The organism is Nitrospira sp. T9 (assembly GCF_052156535.1).
Taxonomy (GTDB): domain Bacteria; phylum Nitrospirota; class Nitrospiria; order Nitrospirales; family UBA8639; genus Nitrospira_E.
Window position 1 is genome coordinate 84,094 of sequence record NZ_JBQKUP010000037.1, and the last position, 17,090, is coordinate 101,183.

The window sequence follows — 17,090 nt, forward strand, 5'->3', positions numbered from 1 at the left end:
CCTTGGAGAATCTGCGTGGCCTATTATCCGAAGCGACTTACATCTTGTAATTTTCTTCCGGTCCTTTATCGTGCCTGGCCTATCCCAATCCTTTTCGAACATTCCCTCAACCTGCCGGAATATCGTCATTCTGTCGATATTTCGGCAAGAGTTTTTCTCCTCCTCTAACTAGCATGAATTGCTCTATGCGGAATTTGGCTTATTAAATCTTCGTTTGCATTCGAGTGGCGTCCGTGAAGAAATTGGAACAATCATTGCGTAAGTCAAATCACAGAAGAAAGGCTGGAAGGGAATCGAACAGAATGTTGATTCATTGATGACCGTTTCGTTTTTCTTAAGACGGAGGAGCATTATATTATGAAAGCCCAATATTTAGGACATGTGGTGTTTTACGTCAAAAACCTCGAACAGTCTTTGAAATTCTATCGTGATGTGGTGGGGTTTCAGGAAGTCGGAAAGATTTTCGGAGGGAAAGCGGCGGCGCTTTCTTCTGGCCGGACTCATCATGAACTCCTGTTGATTGAAGTCGGCGATGTTCCAGGACCGCCTTCAGGAAGGAGGCGTGGCCTCTATCACATTGGCATAAAAGTTGGAGAGAGTCTGGATGACCTTCGGGCTGCCAAACGTGACCTGGAACGGGCCGGTATCACCATTGGGGGTATGAGTGACCATACCGTAAGTCAAAGTCTCTATCTTCATGATCCCGATGGGAACGAAGTGGAACTTTATGTCGATGCGCCGGAGGTGGATTGGAAGCACGACCCGACATTGGTGCTGGCACCGATCAAACCCCTGGCGTTGTAATCTTCCCCGGTTGTTGTTCGTCGTCGTACGGATGGGGGCACACAGCCCTGAGATACAGGGCTATTCGAGGGAGCGTGGCAATTCCCACGCATTTATTATAGGAGAGATCTTAAGAAAATCGTGTGGATTGTTTGAGCAACAGGAATTCCCGAGACCCCCCTCCTTTGTAAGGAGGGGCAAGGGGAGGTAGAAAGGCTAGATGTTAATTTGTCGCAAGGGCTGTTGGTCCTCTGATATGGGCACATGGCTGAATCTCTACCCCACCTAGCCTCCCCTTACAAAGGGGAGGAATGTGTAGACACTTAAACGTCTGTAAACATGGTCTCAAGCGTTGTCAGATATGTTGAATTACACTAAACCTGGAAGACCCTTATTAAGAAGATAGTTTCAAAGATAGGAGCATAGCATGGCAACAACCAAACCTACTGAAGGACCTTCACCGGCATTGTTTTTTCAAACCGTCAATGGGCATATGCGAACGGCAGCTCTGAAATCCGCTATTGAACTGGAACTGTTTTCGGCCATCGCGGAAGGCCATCGCACCCCAAAGGCCTTAGCTACCCGATGTGGAGGTGCTGAACGAGGGCTGAGAATGTTGGGAGATTATCTAACCGTGGGAGGTTTTCTGACCAAACAGGGGGAGGAATATCAGTTGACTCCTGATTCGGAGTTATTTTTAACGAAGACGTCGGCTGCGTATTTAGGGCCAACGCTGAACTTTATGTTGTCATCTCCTCTGGTGGAAGGATTTAAACAGCTCACTGGTGCCGTTCGAAAAGGGGGAACAGTGGTCGGGGAGAAAGGAACCCTGGCACCGGAACATCCGGATTGGGTGACGTTTGCGCGGTCTATGGTTCCGTTAATGAAAGGTCCGGCTGAGTGGATTGCCAATTGGGTGAAGCAGGAAGCCCCGGGTACCCGGAAAGTTTTGGATGTGGCAGCCGGTCATGGGGTGTTCGGCATCGAAATCGCCCGCACAATCCCGGAGGCGGACATTACGGCTCAGGACTGGCCCAATGTGTTGACGGTGGCCAGAGAGAATGCGCAGGCAGCCGGCGTTACCAAACGATTTCATGAATTGCCGGGGAGTGCCTTTGAGGTGGAATTCGAGAAAGACTATGACGTGATCCTTCTCACGAATTTTCTGCATCACTTCGATGTCCCCACCTGTGACGCGTTTTTGAGGAAGGTGTATAGCTCACTCAAGCCGGGAGGGTCTGTAATCACACTGGAATTTATTCCCAATGAAGATCGCATTTCTCCGGCGCCGATGGCGGAGTTCTGCTTGATTATGTTGGCCACCACGCCGGCCGGGGATGCCTATGTCTTCAGTGAATATGACCGCATGTTCCGTCATGCCGGATTTGGCAAGAGCATCATGCAGGATATCCCTGCATCCAATGAACGGGTCATCATCACCAAAAAATAGAGGAAGGAGCAATCGTTATGCCGGTACACGTCTATGGAGTTAATCATGTCGTGATTGAAGTTGACGATGCGCAGAAAGCCGTCGAGTTTTATGCCGATGTCTTCAATCTTGAGATGCTACGAGGCGGTGAGGGGGCTGCCTGGTGCAAAATGGGAGAGCATCAGTTTTTGGCAATCTTTGAAGTGAAAACCCTCCAACCGGATCGCACCAAACATTTTGGCATTATGGTCCGGGATGACGCTCAGGTGCAGGAAGTGCGTGAGAAAATCACCAAGAAATACGGCCTGGAGGTCCATCCGGATTTTCGATGTGATTTCCGGGATCCCTGGGGCAATCGTATTCAAGTCGGAGATCTGCATGATGAATCCTTGGTCTGGCTTCTTCCCTACCGGGAGGTCCAGGACATTGGAATTACATTTGCCTCACCGACGAGTGCCTCCTGATCGCAGGAGGCAACCGGGGGCAGGGTGACTTTTTTTTGATATACGGAATCGGCGATACTGTTGTCCTATGAATGAACGGACTCAGTCGGTTTCCGGAGATCTTGATCCGCGTTCCCACGCTCTGCTGCAGGTATCAGAATCAATCGCGGCCCATCGGGACCTGACCACCCTGTTACAGGATCTGGCTCAACGACTTCCCCGCATCGTCCCGCTCAATTTCATCGGGCTGGCTCTCCATCGGCCCGAGCGGAACACCATCCAGGATTATATTATTCAGGCCAATATTCCTGCGGATATTCAGGGCGGGAAAGAGTGGGCTTTGGATGCCCATCCCAGTGGCTGGGTGTGGCAAACCCAGCAGCCGTTGATTATTTCCGACCTGACTCAGGACTCCCGGTTTCCCACAGTGCTCCCGTTAATGCTCGAAGACGGGGTGCAGTCTATCTGTACGGTCCCGTTGACGACCGCATTACGCCGTCTGGGAGCACTCGACTTCGCGAGCGTGGAAAAGGGAACCTACCAGGATTCGGAATTGACGTTTCTGCTTCAGGTCGCCAGGCAGGTGGCGGTTGCCGTGGACAATGTCCTGCATCAGGAGGAATTGTGCCGCGAGCGGGATCGTTTGCAAGTCCTGTTGGACGTCAACAACGCAGTGGTATCCAAACTGGAATTTGGGGATTTGTTTGCCACCATGGTCACGTCCTTGCGACGGGTGATTCCGCATGAAGCCACCAGCTTATATTTCTATAATGCCGATGCGAAGAACTTCCGTCGACAGGTGCTGAATTTTCCTTCAGGAAAAGGCTTGTTGGGGGGAAGCTATTCCATTGCCCTTGATGACACGCCGGCCGGAGAAGCGTTCCGATCACGAAAAACGGTGTGTTGGCACGAAGCCGATCTGCAACCATTTCATTCCGATACCGCCAGACAGTTGATCGCAGAGGGAGTGAAATCCGGGTGCTGTGTGCCCCTCATGCTGCCCGATCGGGTCTTGGGAACATTGAATGTCGGCAGCACCCGTCCCTCGGCTTTTTCCACGGCGGATGCCGACCTGCTCACGCAAGTCGCCGGACAAGTGGCGATTGCGCTCGATAATGCCCTTGCCTATCGGGAAATTACCGAATTAAAAGAAAAGCTGGAAAAGGAGAATGTGTATCTCCGGGATGAAATCCGGACAGAAACCAACTTCGAGGAAATTGTCGGGGAGAGCCCGGGCTTAAAGCGTGTCCTCCAACAATTGGGAATTGTCGCCCCGACCGATTCGACCGTGCTGGTCCTTGGCGAGACGGGAACCGGTAAGGAACTCATTGCCCGGGCCCTTCACCAACTCAGCACCCGAAAAGACCAGGCCTTTGTGAAAATTAACTGTGCGGCCATTCCCACGGGTCTGTTGGAAAGTGAACTATTCGGCCACGAAAAAGGGGCCTTTACGGGGGCGATTTCTCAAAAGGTCGGGCGCTTTGAGCTTGCCCATCGCGGCACCATTTTCCTGGACGAAATCGGGGAAGTGCCGTTGGAATTGCAATCCAAGTTGCTCCGGGTGCTCCAGGAACAGGAGTTTGAACGGCTGGGCGGGACGCGCACCATCCGTGTGGATGTTCGTCTGGCGGCGGCCACTAACCGCGATTTAATGCAGATGGTGGATGCCGGGGAATTCCGTAGTGACTTGTATTACCGGTTGAATGTCTTTCCGATCACGATTCCGCCCCTTCGCGACCGGCAAGAGGATATCCCGATTCTCGTGCGGTATTTTACCCAGCGGTATGCCACCAGGATGAAAAAGCCAATCGAAACCATTCCGACCAGGACGATGGAACGTCTGGCAGGCTATCCCTGGCCGGGGAATATCCGTGAACTGGAAAACCTGATTGAGCGCGCGGTTATTCTATCCCAAGGGTCCGAGCTGGCTGTGCCGTTATTGGACCTCAAAGCTGGCGTTCAGCGGTCGACTCAGCCCATGGCAACATTAGAAGGAGCGGAACGGGATCACATCCTCCGTGCGCTGCACGATACCAAATGGGTGATCGGCGGCGCTTCAGGTACGGCGGCACGGCTGGGGATGAAACGCACCACGCTGATCTCAAAAATGAAAAAACTTGGAATTTCCCGCCCGTCCTAATTGTGTGTAGCCAACCGTGGAGAAGTTATATGCAAGGATTTCTCGATCACATTGTGCTGAATATTGAAGATGATGAAATCATCATCGATTTCTACACAAACATTTTGATGTTACAGGCAGAGCGCCTGGAAGCCTATCGTGCCGGGAACGCGCCGTTTCCTTCTGTTCGCATCAATCAAAACACCGTCATCGACTTATTTCCCAGGAAGTTGTGGGAGCAGAATGTCTCGGCGGGGCAAGGATTCCGCAACCTGAATCACTTTTGTCTTTCACTCACCAAAAAGGATTGGGAAGACTTACAGGGCCGACTTCGTGATCATAAGATTGCCATCAGCGAAGGGCCTGTCCAACGGTGGGGAGCGCGGGGATCGGGAACCTCAATCTATTTCACCGACCCTGAAGGAAATGCGATCGAAGCCCGATTTTATGAAAGAAATGATCAGCCAGAGAAATGCTTGCTTGGGACATAACGGCCTCGTTGAACATCCAACCCGGCGGATCACTCTATCGCTGACAAAACTGAACTTCATTGCCCCTGTGCTCTTTTTCGTTACTCCTGTCCGTCATCAGCTAGGAGTCATCTAAACAAGGCCGCCACGCTGGACTCTCGCTACACACTCTAGGGCATAACCAATCCTCTCCTTCTCTCTCCCCGCAATTCTTCAGCTGGAGCCAAAGAGAGTTCCATGCAAATCCCGTCTGCATAAGCATCCCCCCTCGTCTTCATGTCGTCCCTTCGACACGAGTCGATATGTCGTCATTTTTGATTCGACACCCGCCTGCTGAGCCTTCCGATCATTTCGAAAAAAACTCATTCATTCAATGAGTTATGTGAGTATTTTACAATCCGGCAAGCTGGAACGGCTCTTGCCATATGTCTAGGTAAGAGTTCAACAAAGCTTTCGTTGGAACAAACCATGACAAACCACACACATTTATTCATTCACAAAGGAGAGCAAGCCATGAAAACATTATTTCAAACAGAAGAGCGGTGGGCACCGGTGATTTTACGAGTGATGTTGGCGCTGGTCATTTTTCCTCATGGGGCGCAAAAGCTGCTGGGATGGTATGGCGGAAACGGGTTTGAGGGCACCATGGGATTCTTTATCCAGCAGATGGGTCTGCCCTGGGTGATTGCCTTTCTGGTTATTATGGGAGAATCGGTTGGCGCGCTTGCACTGGCCGCGGGATTCATGACGCGGTTCACCGCAGCCAGTTTGAGCATCATCATGTTGGGGGCGATCGCCACGGTGCACTGGTCGAACGGGTTTTTCATGAACTGGTTTGGCCAACAGGCCGGCGAAGGATTCGAGTATCACCTGCTCGTCATTGGCATGGGGCTTTCATTAATGGTGACGGGCGGCGGGAAGTGGTCGGTTGATCAGGTGATTGGCACGTGGCTTTCACCGCAGGATTCAACCCACGCTGATGGGACTCGCCGGACTGCGGCAGCCTAAGCGTAGCAGGGTTAATCAAAATATTAGGAAAGGAAATGAATCATTATGGAAAGGAGTCAAGAAATGAATATGGGCAAAATCCGTCAGGATAGCAACAGGGTTATCTCAACAACCATAAAGGAGGAAATGATGAACCGTACAATGAATATTCACGTGATGATGTTATCAGCGGTAATGGGCATGGTTTTTCTTATGTCCGGTATCGGGCACGCGGACTCCAAGGGCGTCAGCCATGGACACAAGCAGGTCACCGGAGTCGTAACAACGGAGAAAGGTGGGATTCTCACGGTTAAAACGCCCACCGGGAACTATACTCTGACCGAGAATGCATCTCATCGGCATGGCCACGCGGTCCCCAAGGTGGGAGACGAAGTAACCCTGGTGCTGGATGAGAACAACGCCGTCATCGAGGCCCATCCCAAAGGCGAGGAAGGCATCCATCACTTCTATACCGGGAAGTTGGTGTATATGGGGAAAATGAACAAGGAAATCAAACTGGAAACTTCCGAGGGCGAGAAAGTGTTTCCGCTTGGTCGGCTGGAGATCAAAACCAAGCCCATCGAAGAAGGTGCCATGGTGACGGTTGAAGTGAATGAAGGCGGCACCGTTATTGATCTGCATCGTGCTTCGCATGACGAAAAAAGCATCAATGCCAAAGGGAAAACTCACGAGTAACGAGGGGGATGTGAATAATGATGTGGCTCGATCTTTTACCGGATGGTGGGAGATCGGGCTCATCTTCTGATGCAGATGAAAGTGGAACAATAAAAAAGCAGAGAGACGAAAAAGGAGTTCAATAATGGGTTCCCTCAATGGAAAAGTTGTCATGATCACAGGGGCATCGGGTGGCCTGGGCCAGGCGGTGACCAAAGCATTCTCTCAGGCGGGTGCCAAGGTGATGGTCGTGGGCCGGGAATTTCCCGGGAAACTTCCGGAAGGGCTGCTGGGCATTTCAGCGGATGTCACCGATGAGGTTGAGGTTCAGCGCCTCATGAAGGAGGCCGTGCAAAAAACCACACGCATTGATTGCTTGATCAATCTTGTTGGCGGGTTTGCCATGGGTCGCCTTGCCGAAACGGACGCATCCGCGTGGTCCCGAATGCTCTCCCTCAATTTGACCTCGGCCTTTTTGTTGTCGAGGGAGGCGACTCGCCTGATGAGCAAACAAGGCGCTGGTCGGATCATTCATATGGCCGCTCAGGCCGCTGTTGAACCTTTTTCTGGAGCCGGTGCGTATATTGTCTCAAAGTCGGGCCTTCTGGCTCTGATCAAAGTGCTGGCTCTTGAGTTAGCCGGTTCAGGCGTGAAGGTGAACGGGGTGCTGCCATCCACCATTGATACGCCGGCTAATCGAGAAAGCATGCCTGACGCCGATCCCAACCAATGGGTGAAGCCGGAAGCCATTGCCGCGCTGCTGGTTTTCCTTGCCTCTGATGAGGCGGAGGCGCTGAATGGAGCGCTCATTCCTATCGGGGCAGCATAAGAGTGAGGGTGCATGAATCAATTACTCAATCAACGTTTCAACTCGAGGTATGAACCGTCAATTTTTATTCATTGAAAGGAGTAGGGATGATGAGTATTCAACAACATGTTCAAGCTGTGATCGATGGGATTTTGGCCGGAAAACTTTTGGAGACATTTGACAAGTACTACGCTGATAACGTGGTGATGAGCGAAAACCTAAAGGACGAACGAGTCGGAAAAGCGGCTAATCGGGAATATGAACAACAGTTTTTAGATAATGTTCAGGAGTTCCATGGGGCCCAGGTCGGACGGACGATCGTTGACGGAAATCATGCCGCCGTGGAATGGACGTTTGATTTGACCTTTAAAGGGGGAAACCGCGTGAAAATGCAGCAGGTAGCCGTTCAAACCTGGAAGGATGGAAAAGTCATCCGAGAAGATTTTTATCATGGGTAAAGAATCCCTGTGATCTGAAACACAAATGCCTACGAACCTGTAACGCGCACAAGGCCATGGAGTCTAAGAGATTCAGATCCCCGGATCTCAACGGTGTTGATAAGGAATGAGGTTATGATTCGAGTCACCACGCACATAGATGACACGATGATCACCTTACAGTTGGAGGGCCGTCTTGCCGGGCCCGCCGTTATCGAAGCTGAACGGTGTTGGCGGGAGATTTGCGCGGAGAATCCGGGTCGACCACGTCGACTGGATCTGCGGGGGGTGACGTTTTTGGATCAGGAAGGGAAGGCATTTTTGAAACGGGTCTTTCAGCAGGGAGCCGTTTTTCTCTCTTCCGGCTGTCTGACCCGGGCCTACGTTGAGGAAATCACGCGTTCGTGTAAAGAAGACGTTGAGGAAACGTGTGAAGAAAGGAGTCCACCATGACGCAGATGAAATCGGTGACAGGAATCTATAAGCCGGGGTCCACCCACATGGTAGGGGACGGGTTTCCGGTACGGAATATCTTTCCAAGCCAAAATCTGACCGAAGAGATCAGTCCCTTTCTGCTCTTGGATTATGCGGGGCCGGCATCGTTCCCTCCTACGAATCAACGGCTGGGTGTCGGAGAGCATCCTCATCGTGGGTTTGAGACCGTGACCATTGTCTATCAGGGAAAAGTCGCGCATCGCGATTCAGCCGGAAACGGAGGAACCATCGGACCGGGTGATGTGCAATGGATGACGGCGGCGTCGGGTGTGGTCCATGAAGAACTTCATGAGTTAGCCTGGGCCAGGGAGGGCGGCACGCTACAGATGATTCAACTCTGGGTCAATCTTCCCAAGTCATTAAAAATGAGCGCGCCCCGGTACCAAACCCTGCTCAATGAAGACATTCCTCAAGCCAATCTTGGGGAACAAAGCGGTGTGCTCCGTGTAATTGCCGGGGAATATGAGGGACTCAAAGGTCCGGCCAAGACGTTCACCCCCGTGCACCTGTATGATTTGAAATTGGTTGCCGGACATCGTAGTGAGCTCAGTCTTCCAGTTGGCTATAATACCGGCTTTTTTGTGTTGAGTGGAGGATTGGTTTTGAATGGATCACAAAAAGTCGGGGAGGCCGAAATGGCTCTCTGTGACCCGCAGGGGACGCAGGTGGATCTTGAGGCCACGGAGGAGACAAGGTTGTTGGTGCTGAGTGGAGAACCGATTTTGGAACCGGTCGCGCGCATGGGTCCCTTTGTCATGAACACGGAGGAAGAACTCGTGCAGGCTGTGAACGATTACCGTGCGGGAAGGATGGGGCGACTTGAGTAAGCCGATATTCGAGCTCCTTGATTGAAGAAACTCGTGGAAAGTTTTGTTCGGCCGTAATATTAGTGGCGAACTTTCGTCTATACATTTAAAGATGATGATGCCCTGCAATGAAGACAAGGAAGACAACCTTTATGGATGAGCCAATCATTCAGAGAACAGCACAATTTGAAAATTCCGGCATGAATGCCGTGAATGGAATTAACCGGAATTGGTGGGAACCAACCAGATGAATGCAGCCATACTCAGGCTCGTTTCAGCGCACTTTGGCAATGGGAACGCTGTGGTTCGGAGGAGTGTCGGATTATTGCTGATTCTTCTTGCAGGATGTGGCCAGGGAGCGACCTCTCCTCCGGATCCTCCACCGCCGATGGTGGAAGTGGTGACGGTGACCACACAGGATCTCCCTGATGAACCGGAATTCATTGGACAAACCGAGGCCTTTCGCCCGGTGGAGATCCGGTCACAGGTGACAGGCATCATTAAGAAGGTGTTTTTCACCGAAGGCAGGAATGTCAAGCAAGGTGACCGGCTGTATCTCATTGACCCCGTGCCCTTTAAAGCGGCGTATCTGAGCGCCAAAGCCAAGGTGACACAAGCGCAGGCTCGACTGGTACAAGCGAGGCAGGACTTTGCTCGCGTCGAACCTCTCCTGGAAGAACAAGCGGTCAGTCAAAAGGATGTGGACGATGCTGTGGCGGAAGGATTAGCCGCCAAAGCCTCTTTGGAAGCGGCGCAGGGCGATTTGGTCAAGTCCAGGTTTGACCTGAGTAATACCCTGATCGTCGCCCCGATCGGGGGACGTATTTCGAAAAGTCGATTTTATGCAGGACGTCTGGTGTCTGCCCAGACAGATCTGCTGACCACCATCGACCAGTTGGATCCCATGTATGTGAATGTATCGGTTCCGGAAACCTATTTGTTGCGACGGAGGCGTGAACTGGCGGCCAACAGAGTCCAGAGGCCCGATCTCTTTCAATTACGCGGAGTCATGACGTTTGCAGATGGCAGTGTCTATCCCCACGAAGGTAAGTTGGATTTTGCCGATGTGGCCATCCGGTCGGAGACGGGGACCTTACAGGGCCGTTTTGCCTTTCCCAATCCTGAGGCCGATCTTTCTCCCGGTAAATCCTATTTGTATCCCGGACAATTCGTCCGTATCCGGCTGAAGGGATATATCCGGACCGATGCGATTTTGATTCCTCAGCGTGCGGTTCAACAAGGTCCGAAAGGCACGTTTGTGAATGTGATTGGACCCGACGATAAAATCGAAGTGCGTGAAGTGGATGCCAGTGGTTGGCGTGGCGGCGATTGGCTCATTGAAGAAGGCCTTCAGCCGGGAGAGCAAATCGTTGTCGAAGGGTTTCATCGGATTCAACCGGGAATGCAGGTCAATCCAGTGCCGTTCCGGAATGGTGAGGCCACATCGGAAAGCCCGGGCCATGAGAGTCCGACACCTCCTGTAGCCACGCAGGAGAACACATGAGTTCTCATTTTTTTATCGACCGTCCTATTTTTGCCACGGTCATTTCCATTGTGATTGTGGTGGTAGGACTGGTGTCTCTCCAGGTTCTTCCCATCGCCCAATTTCCGGAAATCACTCCGCCCGTAGTCCAGATTGAAGCCGACTATCCCGGTGCCAGTGCAGAAGTCGTGGCCGAAGCCGTGGCGCGGCCGATTGAGGTGCAACTCCCCGGCATCGACAATCTCCTGTATTACGATTCCTCAAGTACCAACGATGGTCATATGACCATCCGATTGACCTTTGAAATCGGGACCGATGTCGATATCGCACAGGTCCAAACTCAGAACCGCCAACGTCTGGCCGAACCCCAGCTTCCGCCGGAAGTGGTCCGGCAGGGTATCACCGTCAAGAAAGTGTCTCCGGATCTACTTGCGGTGGTGGCGTTGAGTTCCAGTGATCCTCGTCAGGATACGGTCTTCCTCTCCAATTTTGCGATTCTCCGGATTGTGGACAACATCAAACGGCTTCCCGGAGTGGGGGATGCGATGATCTTCGGAGGACAGAATTATTCCATGCGTCTTATTTTGGACCCCATTCGTATGGCGCAAATGGATGTGACGCCCACCGACATTGCGAATGTCGTGCGGGAACAAAACCGGGATTTTCCAGCCGGTCGGATCGGACGTGAGCCTGCCCCCAGTGGAACTGAGATGACTATTCCCGTGATCACGCAAGGACGAATGAGCGAGGCCAAAGAATTTGAGGAGATGATTGTCCGGGCCTATCCGGATGGGTCCATGGTGCGTCTCGGCGAAGTGGCCACAGTCGAACTGGGCGCGCAGTCCTATGACCTTGAGGGCCGGTGGAATGGGAAGCCGAATGTCTTTCTGTTGACCTTTCTGTCCCCGGGAGCCAATGCCCTTGAAACCATGAAACGAATCAAGGACGAGATGAAGAGCCTCACAAATATTTTTCCGGCTGGAGTCTCATACGACATCCCGTACGATACGACCCGATTCATTGAGGTTTCCATTCAACAAGTGGTGAAGACCCTGGGTGAAGCCTTGATCCTGGTCATTCTGGTGGTCTACCTCTTTCTTCAAAGCTGGCGTGCCACGGTCATTCCTGCGGTGGCTGTTCCGGTGTCACTGATCGGCACGTTTGCGGGGATGGTCGCCCTGGGATTTTCTATAAATACCTTGACCCTGTTCGGCATGGTGTTGGCCATCGGGATTGTGGTGGATGATGCCATTGTGGTGGTGGAAAACGTCGCCCGTCATATTCAGAACGGACGCCCGCCAAAGGAAGCCGCGAAGCTGGCCATGACGGAAGTGACCGGACCGGTCATTGCGCTGGTCGTCGTGCTGGCGGCCGTATTCCTGCCGGTGGCGTTTCTGGGAGGTATTACCGGAGAACTCTATCAGCAATTTGCGATCACCATCACGCTGGCTGTGGTCCTTTCCGGCGTTGTGGCGCTGACCTTAAGCCCTGCGCTCTGTGCGTTAATTCTCAAGCCGGATCAGGAAGGGGAGAACCGGTTTTGGAAGAAATTCAATGACGGATTTGATTGGACGCAGAATCGATATGTGGGGACGGTTGGCTCCATTCTCAAGCATGCGGTGCTGTCGCTTGCGATCTTTGGGGTCCTGCTTTTTGTCAGCTGGGGACTGTTGCAATCCTTGCCATCCAGTTTTTTGCCCGAAGAAGATCAGGGATACTTTATTTCGATCATTCAATTGCCGGATGGTGCCTCCAAGCAACGCACGATTGAAGTCCTCAAAAAGGTGGAAAGTTATTTTCTTTCCGTGCCTGAGGTGCATTCAACGGATGCCCTGGCCGGACAGAACTTTGTGTTTAATACTCGAGGGGCGAATCAAGCGACGATGTTTGTCCCCCTCCATCACTGGGATGACCGCACCAGACCTGAGCAACATGTGAAAGCGTTGATTGGAAACGCCTTCAAGAAGTTTGCCGAAATTCCTGAAGCATTGATCCTGGCCTTTAATGCGCCCTCTATCCGGGGGTTGGGGGCCACCGGAGGATTTTCACTACAATTACAGGATCCGAGCGGTGGGGATTTCAAACAATTTGCTGAGATCACACAACAATTTGTGACCAAGGCGCAACAAGATCCGGCCATTGGTGCGATCGGTACCAGTTTTCGCGTGACGGCACCGCGACTGTATGCCCGGGTCGATCGCGAACGAGCCAAAGCTCTGGGTGTCCCCATTTCCGAAGTATTCGATACGTTGCAAGCCTATTTCGGCAATCTCTACATTAACGATTTTATTAAATTCGGACGGGTCTATCGGGTGCAGACTGAGGCCTTGCCGGAGTTTAGATCGAGTCCGGATGATATTTCGAAAATTTATGTGCGGGCCAGGAATGCCAAAGGCTCGACGATGATTCCGCTGGATGCGGTGGTCAGTACGGAATTTACGAGCGGGCCGGATACCGTGACGCATTTCAACGGATTTAATACCGCTTCCGTTTTGGGTGCTGCGGCTCCGGGGTATAGTTCAGGGGCCGCCCTTGATGCGTTGGAACGACTGGCGCAAGAAATTCTGATACCACAAGGGTACGATATCGATTGGAGCGGGATTTCCTATCAGGAACGGAAGACCGGCACGGAGTCCATCTTTGCCTTTGCCTTTGGTCTGTTGATGGTGTTCCTGGTGCTTGCCGCCCTCTACGAAAGTTGGTCGGTGCCCTTTGCGGTGATTCTGGCCGTGCCGTTCGGTCTCTTCGGGGCTCTATCTGCCGTCTGGATTCGGGGGTTGAGCAATGATATCTACTTTCAAATCGGCTTAGTGACCTTAATCGGCCTTGCGGCACGAAACGCGATTCTCATTGTCGAATTTGCGAATCATCGCTACGAGGGAGGGATGCCGCTGGTGGAGGCAGCCTTAGAGGCCGTCCGTCTTCGCTTCCGGCCGATCATTATGACGTCTATGGCGTTTATTTTGGGCGTGGTGCCCTTGGTGATTGCGTCCGGTGCAGGTGCGGCCAGTCGTCAGTCCATCGGAACAGGCGTCTTCGGCGGAATGTTGGCGGCAACATTTTTAGCGATCTTTTTTGTGCCGTTGTTTTTTGTGCTGATCAGGAGGCTCGCTCAACGAATGCGGAGGAGGTCTGCGTCCTCTCCCGCTGAGGATCTGAACGAGTCTGTCCTGGATGGAGAATCGTAACATGCGTTCGGTCTGTGGCCTCTTCTTATCGGCCGTGTTGCTTATGGCCTGCGCCATGGGACCGGACTACTCACGGCCCGATATCAAAACGGCCGACCAGTTTCGCATGTCTGAAACCGAAGGGGAATCGATCGCCAATCTTCCCTGGTGGGAATTACTGCACGATGAGGAATTGCAAAAACTCATTCGTGTGGCGTTGGAGGAAAATAAAAATCTTCAGGAAGCTGCCGCCAGTGTCGAAGAATTTCAAGCTCGCGTGTTCATCGAACGCATGGATTTTGCGCCTCAATTAAGCACGCAACTCAATGCTCCGGTCTTAGGGAAGTTTGGGGGTTTTGCCGTACAGGGCTTTCCCAGCAATTTTAGTTTTTTTGGAATCGGGAATTTGAATTGGGAGATTGATATCTGGGGACGCATTCGTCGGTCAAATGAAGCGGCGTTTGGCGATCTGCTTGCCCGCGAAGAAAATCGACGGGCCGTCATCCTTCAGTTGGTCAGTGGTGTGGCGGGAGCGTATTTGGATCTGTTGCAATTCGACATGCAGTTGGACATTGCCAAACGCACGCTTGGTTCGTGGGAAGAATCGGTGAAAATTGCCCGTGCGCGATTAAGACAAGGGGTAAGTTCGAGACTCGATGCCGATCAATTTGAGGCGGAACGGGCCAATGCGGCGGCCCGGGTCGCACAATTCGAGCGGCTCATGGTGCAGAAGGAAAATGAACTGAGTGTATTCCTTGGCCGGAACCCCTTTAGGATTCCTCGAGGCCGGATTCTCACTGAGCAGATTTTTCCGCCAACAGTCCCGCCCGGCCTCCCTTCGGAATTGCTTCAGCGGCGTCCGGATATCGTACAAGCCGAACACGAACTGGCCGCGGCGACCGCCCGTATTGGGGTCGCGAAAGCGGAACGGTTTCCCAAGTTCTCGATTACGGGTATTCTTGGTCTCGCCAGCCCCCAACTTTCGAGTCTGGTCAGTTCAGGCAGTGAGTTTGGACAAGCCGGCCTGGGACTCACCGGTCCGGTGTTCAATGCCCAAATTTTGGGGTTTCAACAAGAAGCCGTGGTTGCTCAGGCGAAGCAGGTGTTGGCGCAATACGAGCAGACCATTCTTGTGGCATTCCAAGAAGTAGAGGATGCCCTGGTGGCCGTGCGCACGGCCGAGTCCCAACGGATTGCCCAGCAGGAACAGGTGACGGCTCTCCGGTCGGCATTGCATTTGGCCGATCTTCGCTATAAAGGCGGCCTGACCAGTTATGTAGATGTGCTCATCGCCAAACGAGATTTGTTCGATGCCGAACTCGAACTCACGTCCACTCATCGTTTGCATTTGGTGTCGATGGTGCAACTCTATAAAGCGTTGGGTGGAGGATGGTCCCCGGAATCTCCTGAAGGAGCCATTGCCATTTCCAGTTCATCAAAGCCAGCACCATAACTGAGAAGTTTGAAGTTCCAGGATCGTATTCGGTGGGCAGTAGATGTATAATGGGTTGCCAGAGAGTTTTCCAGGAAGTCATCGATCTTTCTAAATCAACGGCGAAGGATCTCTACCCAAGCGCTAATTGCGGAAACTCATCGAGAATCTTCGTGGAACCCGCTTGAGCGGGTCGATGGGAGAGGGTTCCATGAAAGGGTTTAAACACTCTCACGCGAATTGATCAAAAAAGTGAGAAAACGTAAGAAGACAGAATTGCTCTGCATAGCGTATATGAATTGTAGACCGCCTCTCCTCCCACACCAAACAATCTCTCATGACCGAGCGAGGCAGCCACATCAAATGGGGAGCCTGTTTTTGCTCTTGATTCCAGGATGAAACGAATTGACCTGATTGCCGGAGCGAGGCCCAATTTCATGAAAATTGCGCCCATTATCGACGCCCTAAAGGCGGCCGAGATGCGGGGAGGGGTCTTACGCTTCCGCCTGATCCATACGGGGCAGCACTATGACCGGACCATGTCGGGGAGTTTCTTCGAGGAACTGGACATTCCAGAGCCGAATATCAATCTAGGAGTCGGGTCCGGGACCCAAGCTGAACAAACCGCCGCCATCATGGTGGCGTATGAACAGGTGTTGCTCAAGGACAAGAGCGACCTGTGCCTGGTGGTTGGGGATGTGACATCGACCATGGCTTGTTCCATGGTCGCCCGCAAACTCGGGGTGCCGGTGGCGCATGTTGAAGGCGGGATCCGCTCGAGCGACTGGACTATGCCGGAGGAGATCAATCGGGTCGTGACCGACTCTCTCACCAACTGGTTTTTTACCACGAGCGAGACGGCGAACGAGAATCTTCGCCGATCCGGCATCACAGACGACCGCATATTTTTTGTTGGCAATACGATGATTGACACCCTACTCAAACAGATGTCGCGCTTGCGTCCACCGGACTGTTGGAAATCGCTCAAGCTTGAGTCAGGCAACTATTTTGTGGTGACCCTGCATCGACCAGCGAATGTCGATGGGGATCAGCAGCTACTACAGCTGTTGCATGCCATTGCCGACGGCGCATGCGGGGTACCTGTGGTGTTCCCTGTTCATCCTCGTACGGCGAAGAGTCTGCGTGAACTCGACACCCGGACGCCACAACTGCACTACATCGACCCACTGGGCTATTTGGAATTCAACTATCTGGTAAAACATGCTCGTGGGGTGATTACCGATTCCGGAGGTATTACCGAGGAGACCACCGTTTTGGGCGTGCCGTGCTTGACGTTGCGTGACAATACGGAACGTCCCGAGACCATTACGATGGGAACCAACGAACTCATTGGGACTGATCCAAGCAAGCTGCCGCCGGCGCTGGCCCGATTGTTAGCGGGCCAATGGAAAAAAGGGTCCATCCCCCCAAAATGGGATGGCAAGACGGCCGAGCGGATCGTTGCGTGTCTGGAACGAGTGCTGGTGAGTATATGAGACGAATCATACTTTGTGCTCGACGCGGAGTCTCTAAGCGAAACGAGAATGGCGCATGGT

Annotated in this window: 15 protein-coding genes; all 15 read left to right on the forward strand. The window is 52.6% G+C overall.

Features of this window, described 5'->3' with window-relative positions:
• Window positions 1-357 precede the first annotated feature (357 nt).
• Window positions 358-804, forward strand: coding sequence for a VOC family protein (locus tag ACTRXD_RS13275; RefSeq protein WP_442432271.1), 447 nt, complete (start codon window positions 358-360; stop codon window positions 802-804).
• 406 nt (window positions 805-1,210) lie between these two features.
• On the forward strand, window positions 1,211-2,233 hold the full coding sequence (locus tag ACTRXD_RS13280; protein WP_442432272.1) for a methyltransferase: 1,023 nt from the start codon (window positions 1,211-1,213) through the stop codon (window positions 2,231-2,233).
• A 17-nt stretch (window positions 2,234-2,250) separates the two neighbouring features.
• Window positions 2,251-2,676: a VOC family protein gene (locus ACTRXD_RS13285; RefSeq protein WP_442432273.1), complete on the forward strand. Its 426-nt coding sequence runs from the start codon at window positions 2,251-2,253 to the stop codon at window positions 2,674-2,676.
• 67 nt (window positions 2,677-2,743) lie between these two features.
• Entirely contained in the window at window positions 2,744-4,795 is a 2,052-nt protein-coding gene (locus ACTRXD_RS13290) for a sigma 54-interacting transcriptional regulator (RefSeq protein WP_442432274.1), read from the forward strand.
• A 29-nt stretch (window positions 4,796-4,824) separates the two neighbouring features.
• Complete coding sequence (locus ACTRXD_RS13295) at window positions 4,825-5,265, forward strand: VOC family protein (RefSeq protein WP_442432275.1); 441 nt, start codon at window positions 4,825-4,827, stop codon at window positions 5,263-5,265.
• A 492-nt stretch (window positions 5,266-5,757) separates the two neighbouring features.
• Window positions 5,758-6,252 (forward strand): DoxX family protein, encoded by a 495-nt coding sequence (locus ACTRXD_RS13300; protein WP_442432276.1) that lies wholly within the window; start codon window positions 5,758-5,760, stop codon window positions 6,250-6,252.
• 126 nt (window positions 6,253-6,378) lie between these two features.
• Entirely contained in the window at window positions 6,379-6,927 is a 549-nt protein-coding gene (locus ACTRXD_RS13305; RefSeq protein WP_442432277.1) for a hypothetical protein, read from the forward strand.
• Window positions 6,928-7,051: 124 nt separating this feature from the next.
• Window positions 7,052-7,735, forward strand: coding sequence for an SDR family NAD(P)-dependent oxidoreductase (locus ACTRXD_RS13310; RefSeq protein WP_442432278.1), 684 nt, complete (start codon window positions 7,052-7,054; stop codon window positions 7,733-7,735).
• Between the two features lie 86 nt (window positions 7,736-7,821).
• The gene (locus ACTRXD_RS13315) at window positions 7,822-8,172 is read left to right on the forward strand and encodes a SnoaL-like domain-containing protein (protein WP_442432279.1); all 351 of its coding nucleotides are present in this window, start codon (window positions 7,822-7,824) and stop codon (window positions 8,170-8,172) included.
• A gap of 114 nt (window positions 8,173-8,286) precedes the next feature.
• On the forward strand, window positions 8,287-8,604 hold the full coding sequence (locus ACTRXD_RS13320; protein ID WP_442432280.1) for a hypothetical protein: 318 nt from the start codon (window positions 8,287-8,289) through the stop codon (window positions 8,602-8,604).
• Between the two features lie 5 nt (window positions 8,605-8,609).
• Entirely contained in the window at window positions 8,610-9,473 is an 864-nt protein-coding gene (locus ACTRXD_RS13325) for a pirin family protein (RefSeq protein ID WP_442432387.1), read from the forward strand.
• A 226-nt stretch (window positions 9,474-9,699) separates the two neighbouring features.
• Complete coding sequence (locus ACTRXD_RS13330) at window positions 9,700-10,956, forward strand: efflux RND transporter periplasmic adaptor subunit (protein ID WP_442432281.1); 1,257 nt, start codon at window positions 9,700-9,702, stop codon at window positions 10,954-10,956.
• Window positions 10,953-14,123 (forward strand): multidrug efflux RND transporter permease subunit, encoded by a 3,171-nt coding sequence (locus ACTRXD_RS13335; RefSeq protein WP_442432282.1) that lies wholly within the window; start codon window positions 10,953-10,955, stop codon window positions 14,121-14,123. Before ACTRXD_RS13330 ends, ACTRXD_RS13335 begins: the two co-directional genes overlap by 4 nt.
• A gap of 1 nt (window position 14,124) precedes the next feature.
• On the forward strand, window positions 14,125-15,555 hold the full coding sequence (locus tag ACTRXD_RS13340; protein ID WP_442432283.1) for an efflux transporter outer membrane subunit: 1,431 nt from the start codon (window positions 14,125-14,127) through the stop codon (window positions 15,553-15,555).
• Between the two features lie 374 nt (window positions 15,556-15,929).
• Entirely contained in the window at window positions 15,930-17,030 is a 1,101-nt protein-coding gene (gene wecB, locus ACTRXD_RS13345) for a non-hydrolyzing UDP-N-acetylglucosamine 2-epimerase (RefSeq protein ID WP_442432284.1), read from the forward strand.
• The last annotated feature ends 60 nt before the right edge of the window (window positions 17,031-17,090 follow it).

Coding starts and splice junctions, on each gene's coding strand:
- ACTRXD_RS13275 (WP_442432271.1), top strand. CDS start 358: ATGAAAGCCCAATATTTAGGACATGTGGTGTTTTACGTCAAAAACCTC.
- ACTRXD_RS13280 (WP_442432272.1), top strand. CDS start 1,211: ATGGCAACAACCAAACCTACTGAAGGACCTTCACCGGCATTGTTTTTT.
- ACTRXD_RS13285 (WP_442432273.1), top strand. CDS start 2,251: ATGCCGGTACACGTCTATGGAGTTAATCATGTCGTGATTGAAGTTGAC.
- ACTRXD_RS13290 (WP_442432274.1), top strand. CDS start 2,744: ATGAATGAACGGACTCAGTCGGTTTCCGGAGATCTTGATCCGCGTTCC.
- ACTRXD_RS13295 (WP_442432275.1), top strand. CDS start 4,825: ATGCAAGGATTTCTCGATCACATTGTGCTGAATATTGAAGATGATGAA.
- ACTRXD_RS13300 (WP_442432276.1), top strand. CDS start 5,758: ATGAAAACATTATTTCAAACAGAAGAGCGGTGGGCACCGGTGATTTTA.
- ACTRXD_RS13305 (WP_442432277.1), top strand. CDS start 6,379: ATGATGAACCGTACAATGAATATTCACGTGATGATGTTATCAGCGGTA.
- ACTRXD_RS13310 (WP_442432278.1), top strand. CDS start 7,052: ATGGGTTCCCTCAATGGAAAAGTTGTCATGATCACAGGGGCATCGGGT.
- ACTRXD_RS13315 (WP_442432279.1), top strand. CDS start 7,822: ATGATGAGTATTCAACAACATGTTCAAGCTGTGATCGATGGGATTTTG.
- ACTRXD_RS13320 (WP_442432280.1), top strand. CDS start 8,287: ATGATTCGAGTCACCACGCACATAGATGACACGATGATCACCTTACAG.
- ACTRXD_RS13325 (WP_442432387.1), top strand. CDS start 8,610: ATGAAATCGGTGACAGGAATCTATAAGCCGGGGTCCACCCACATGGTA.
- ACTRXD_RS13330 (WP_442432281.1), top strand. CDS start 9,700: ATGAATGCAGCCATACTCAGGCTCGTTTCAGCGCACTTTGGCAATGGG.
- ACTRXD_RS13335 (WP_442432282.1), top strand. CDS start 10,953: ATGAGTTCTCATTTTTTTATCGACCGTCCTATTTTTGCCACGGTCATT.
- ACTRXD_RS13340 (WP_442432283.1), top strand. CDS start 14,125: ATGCGTTCGGTCTGTGGCCTCTTCTTATCGGCCGTGTTGCTTATGGCC.
- wecB (WP_442432284.1), top strand. CDS start 15,930: ATGAAACGAATTGACCTGATTGCCGGAGCGAGGCCCAATTTCATGAAA.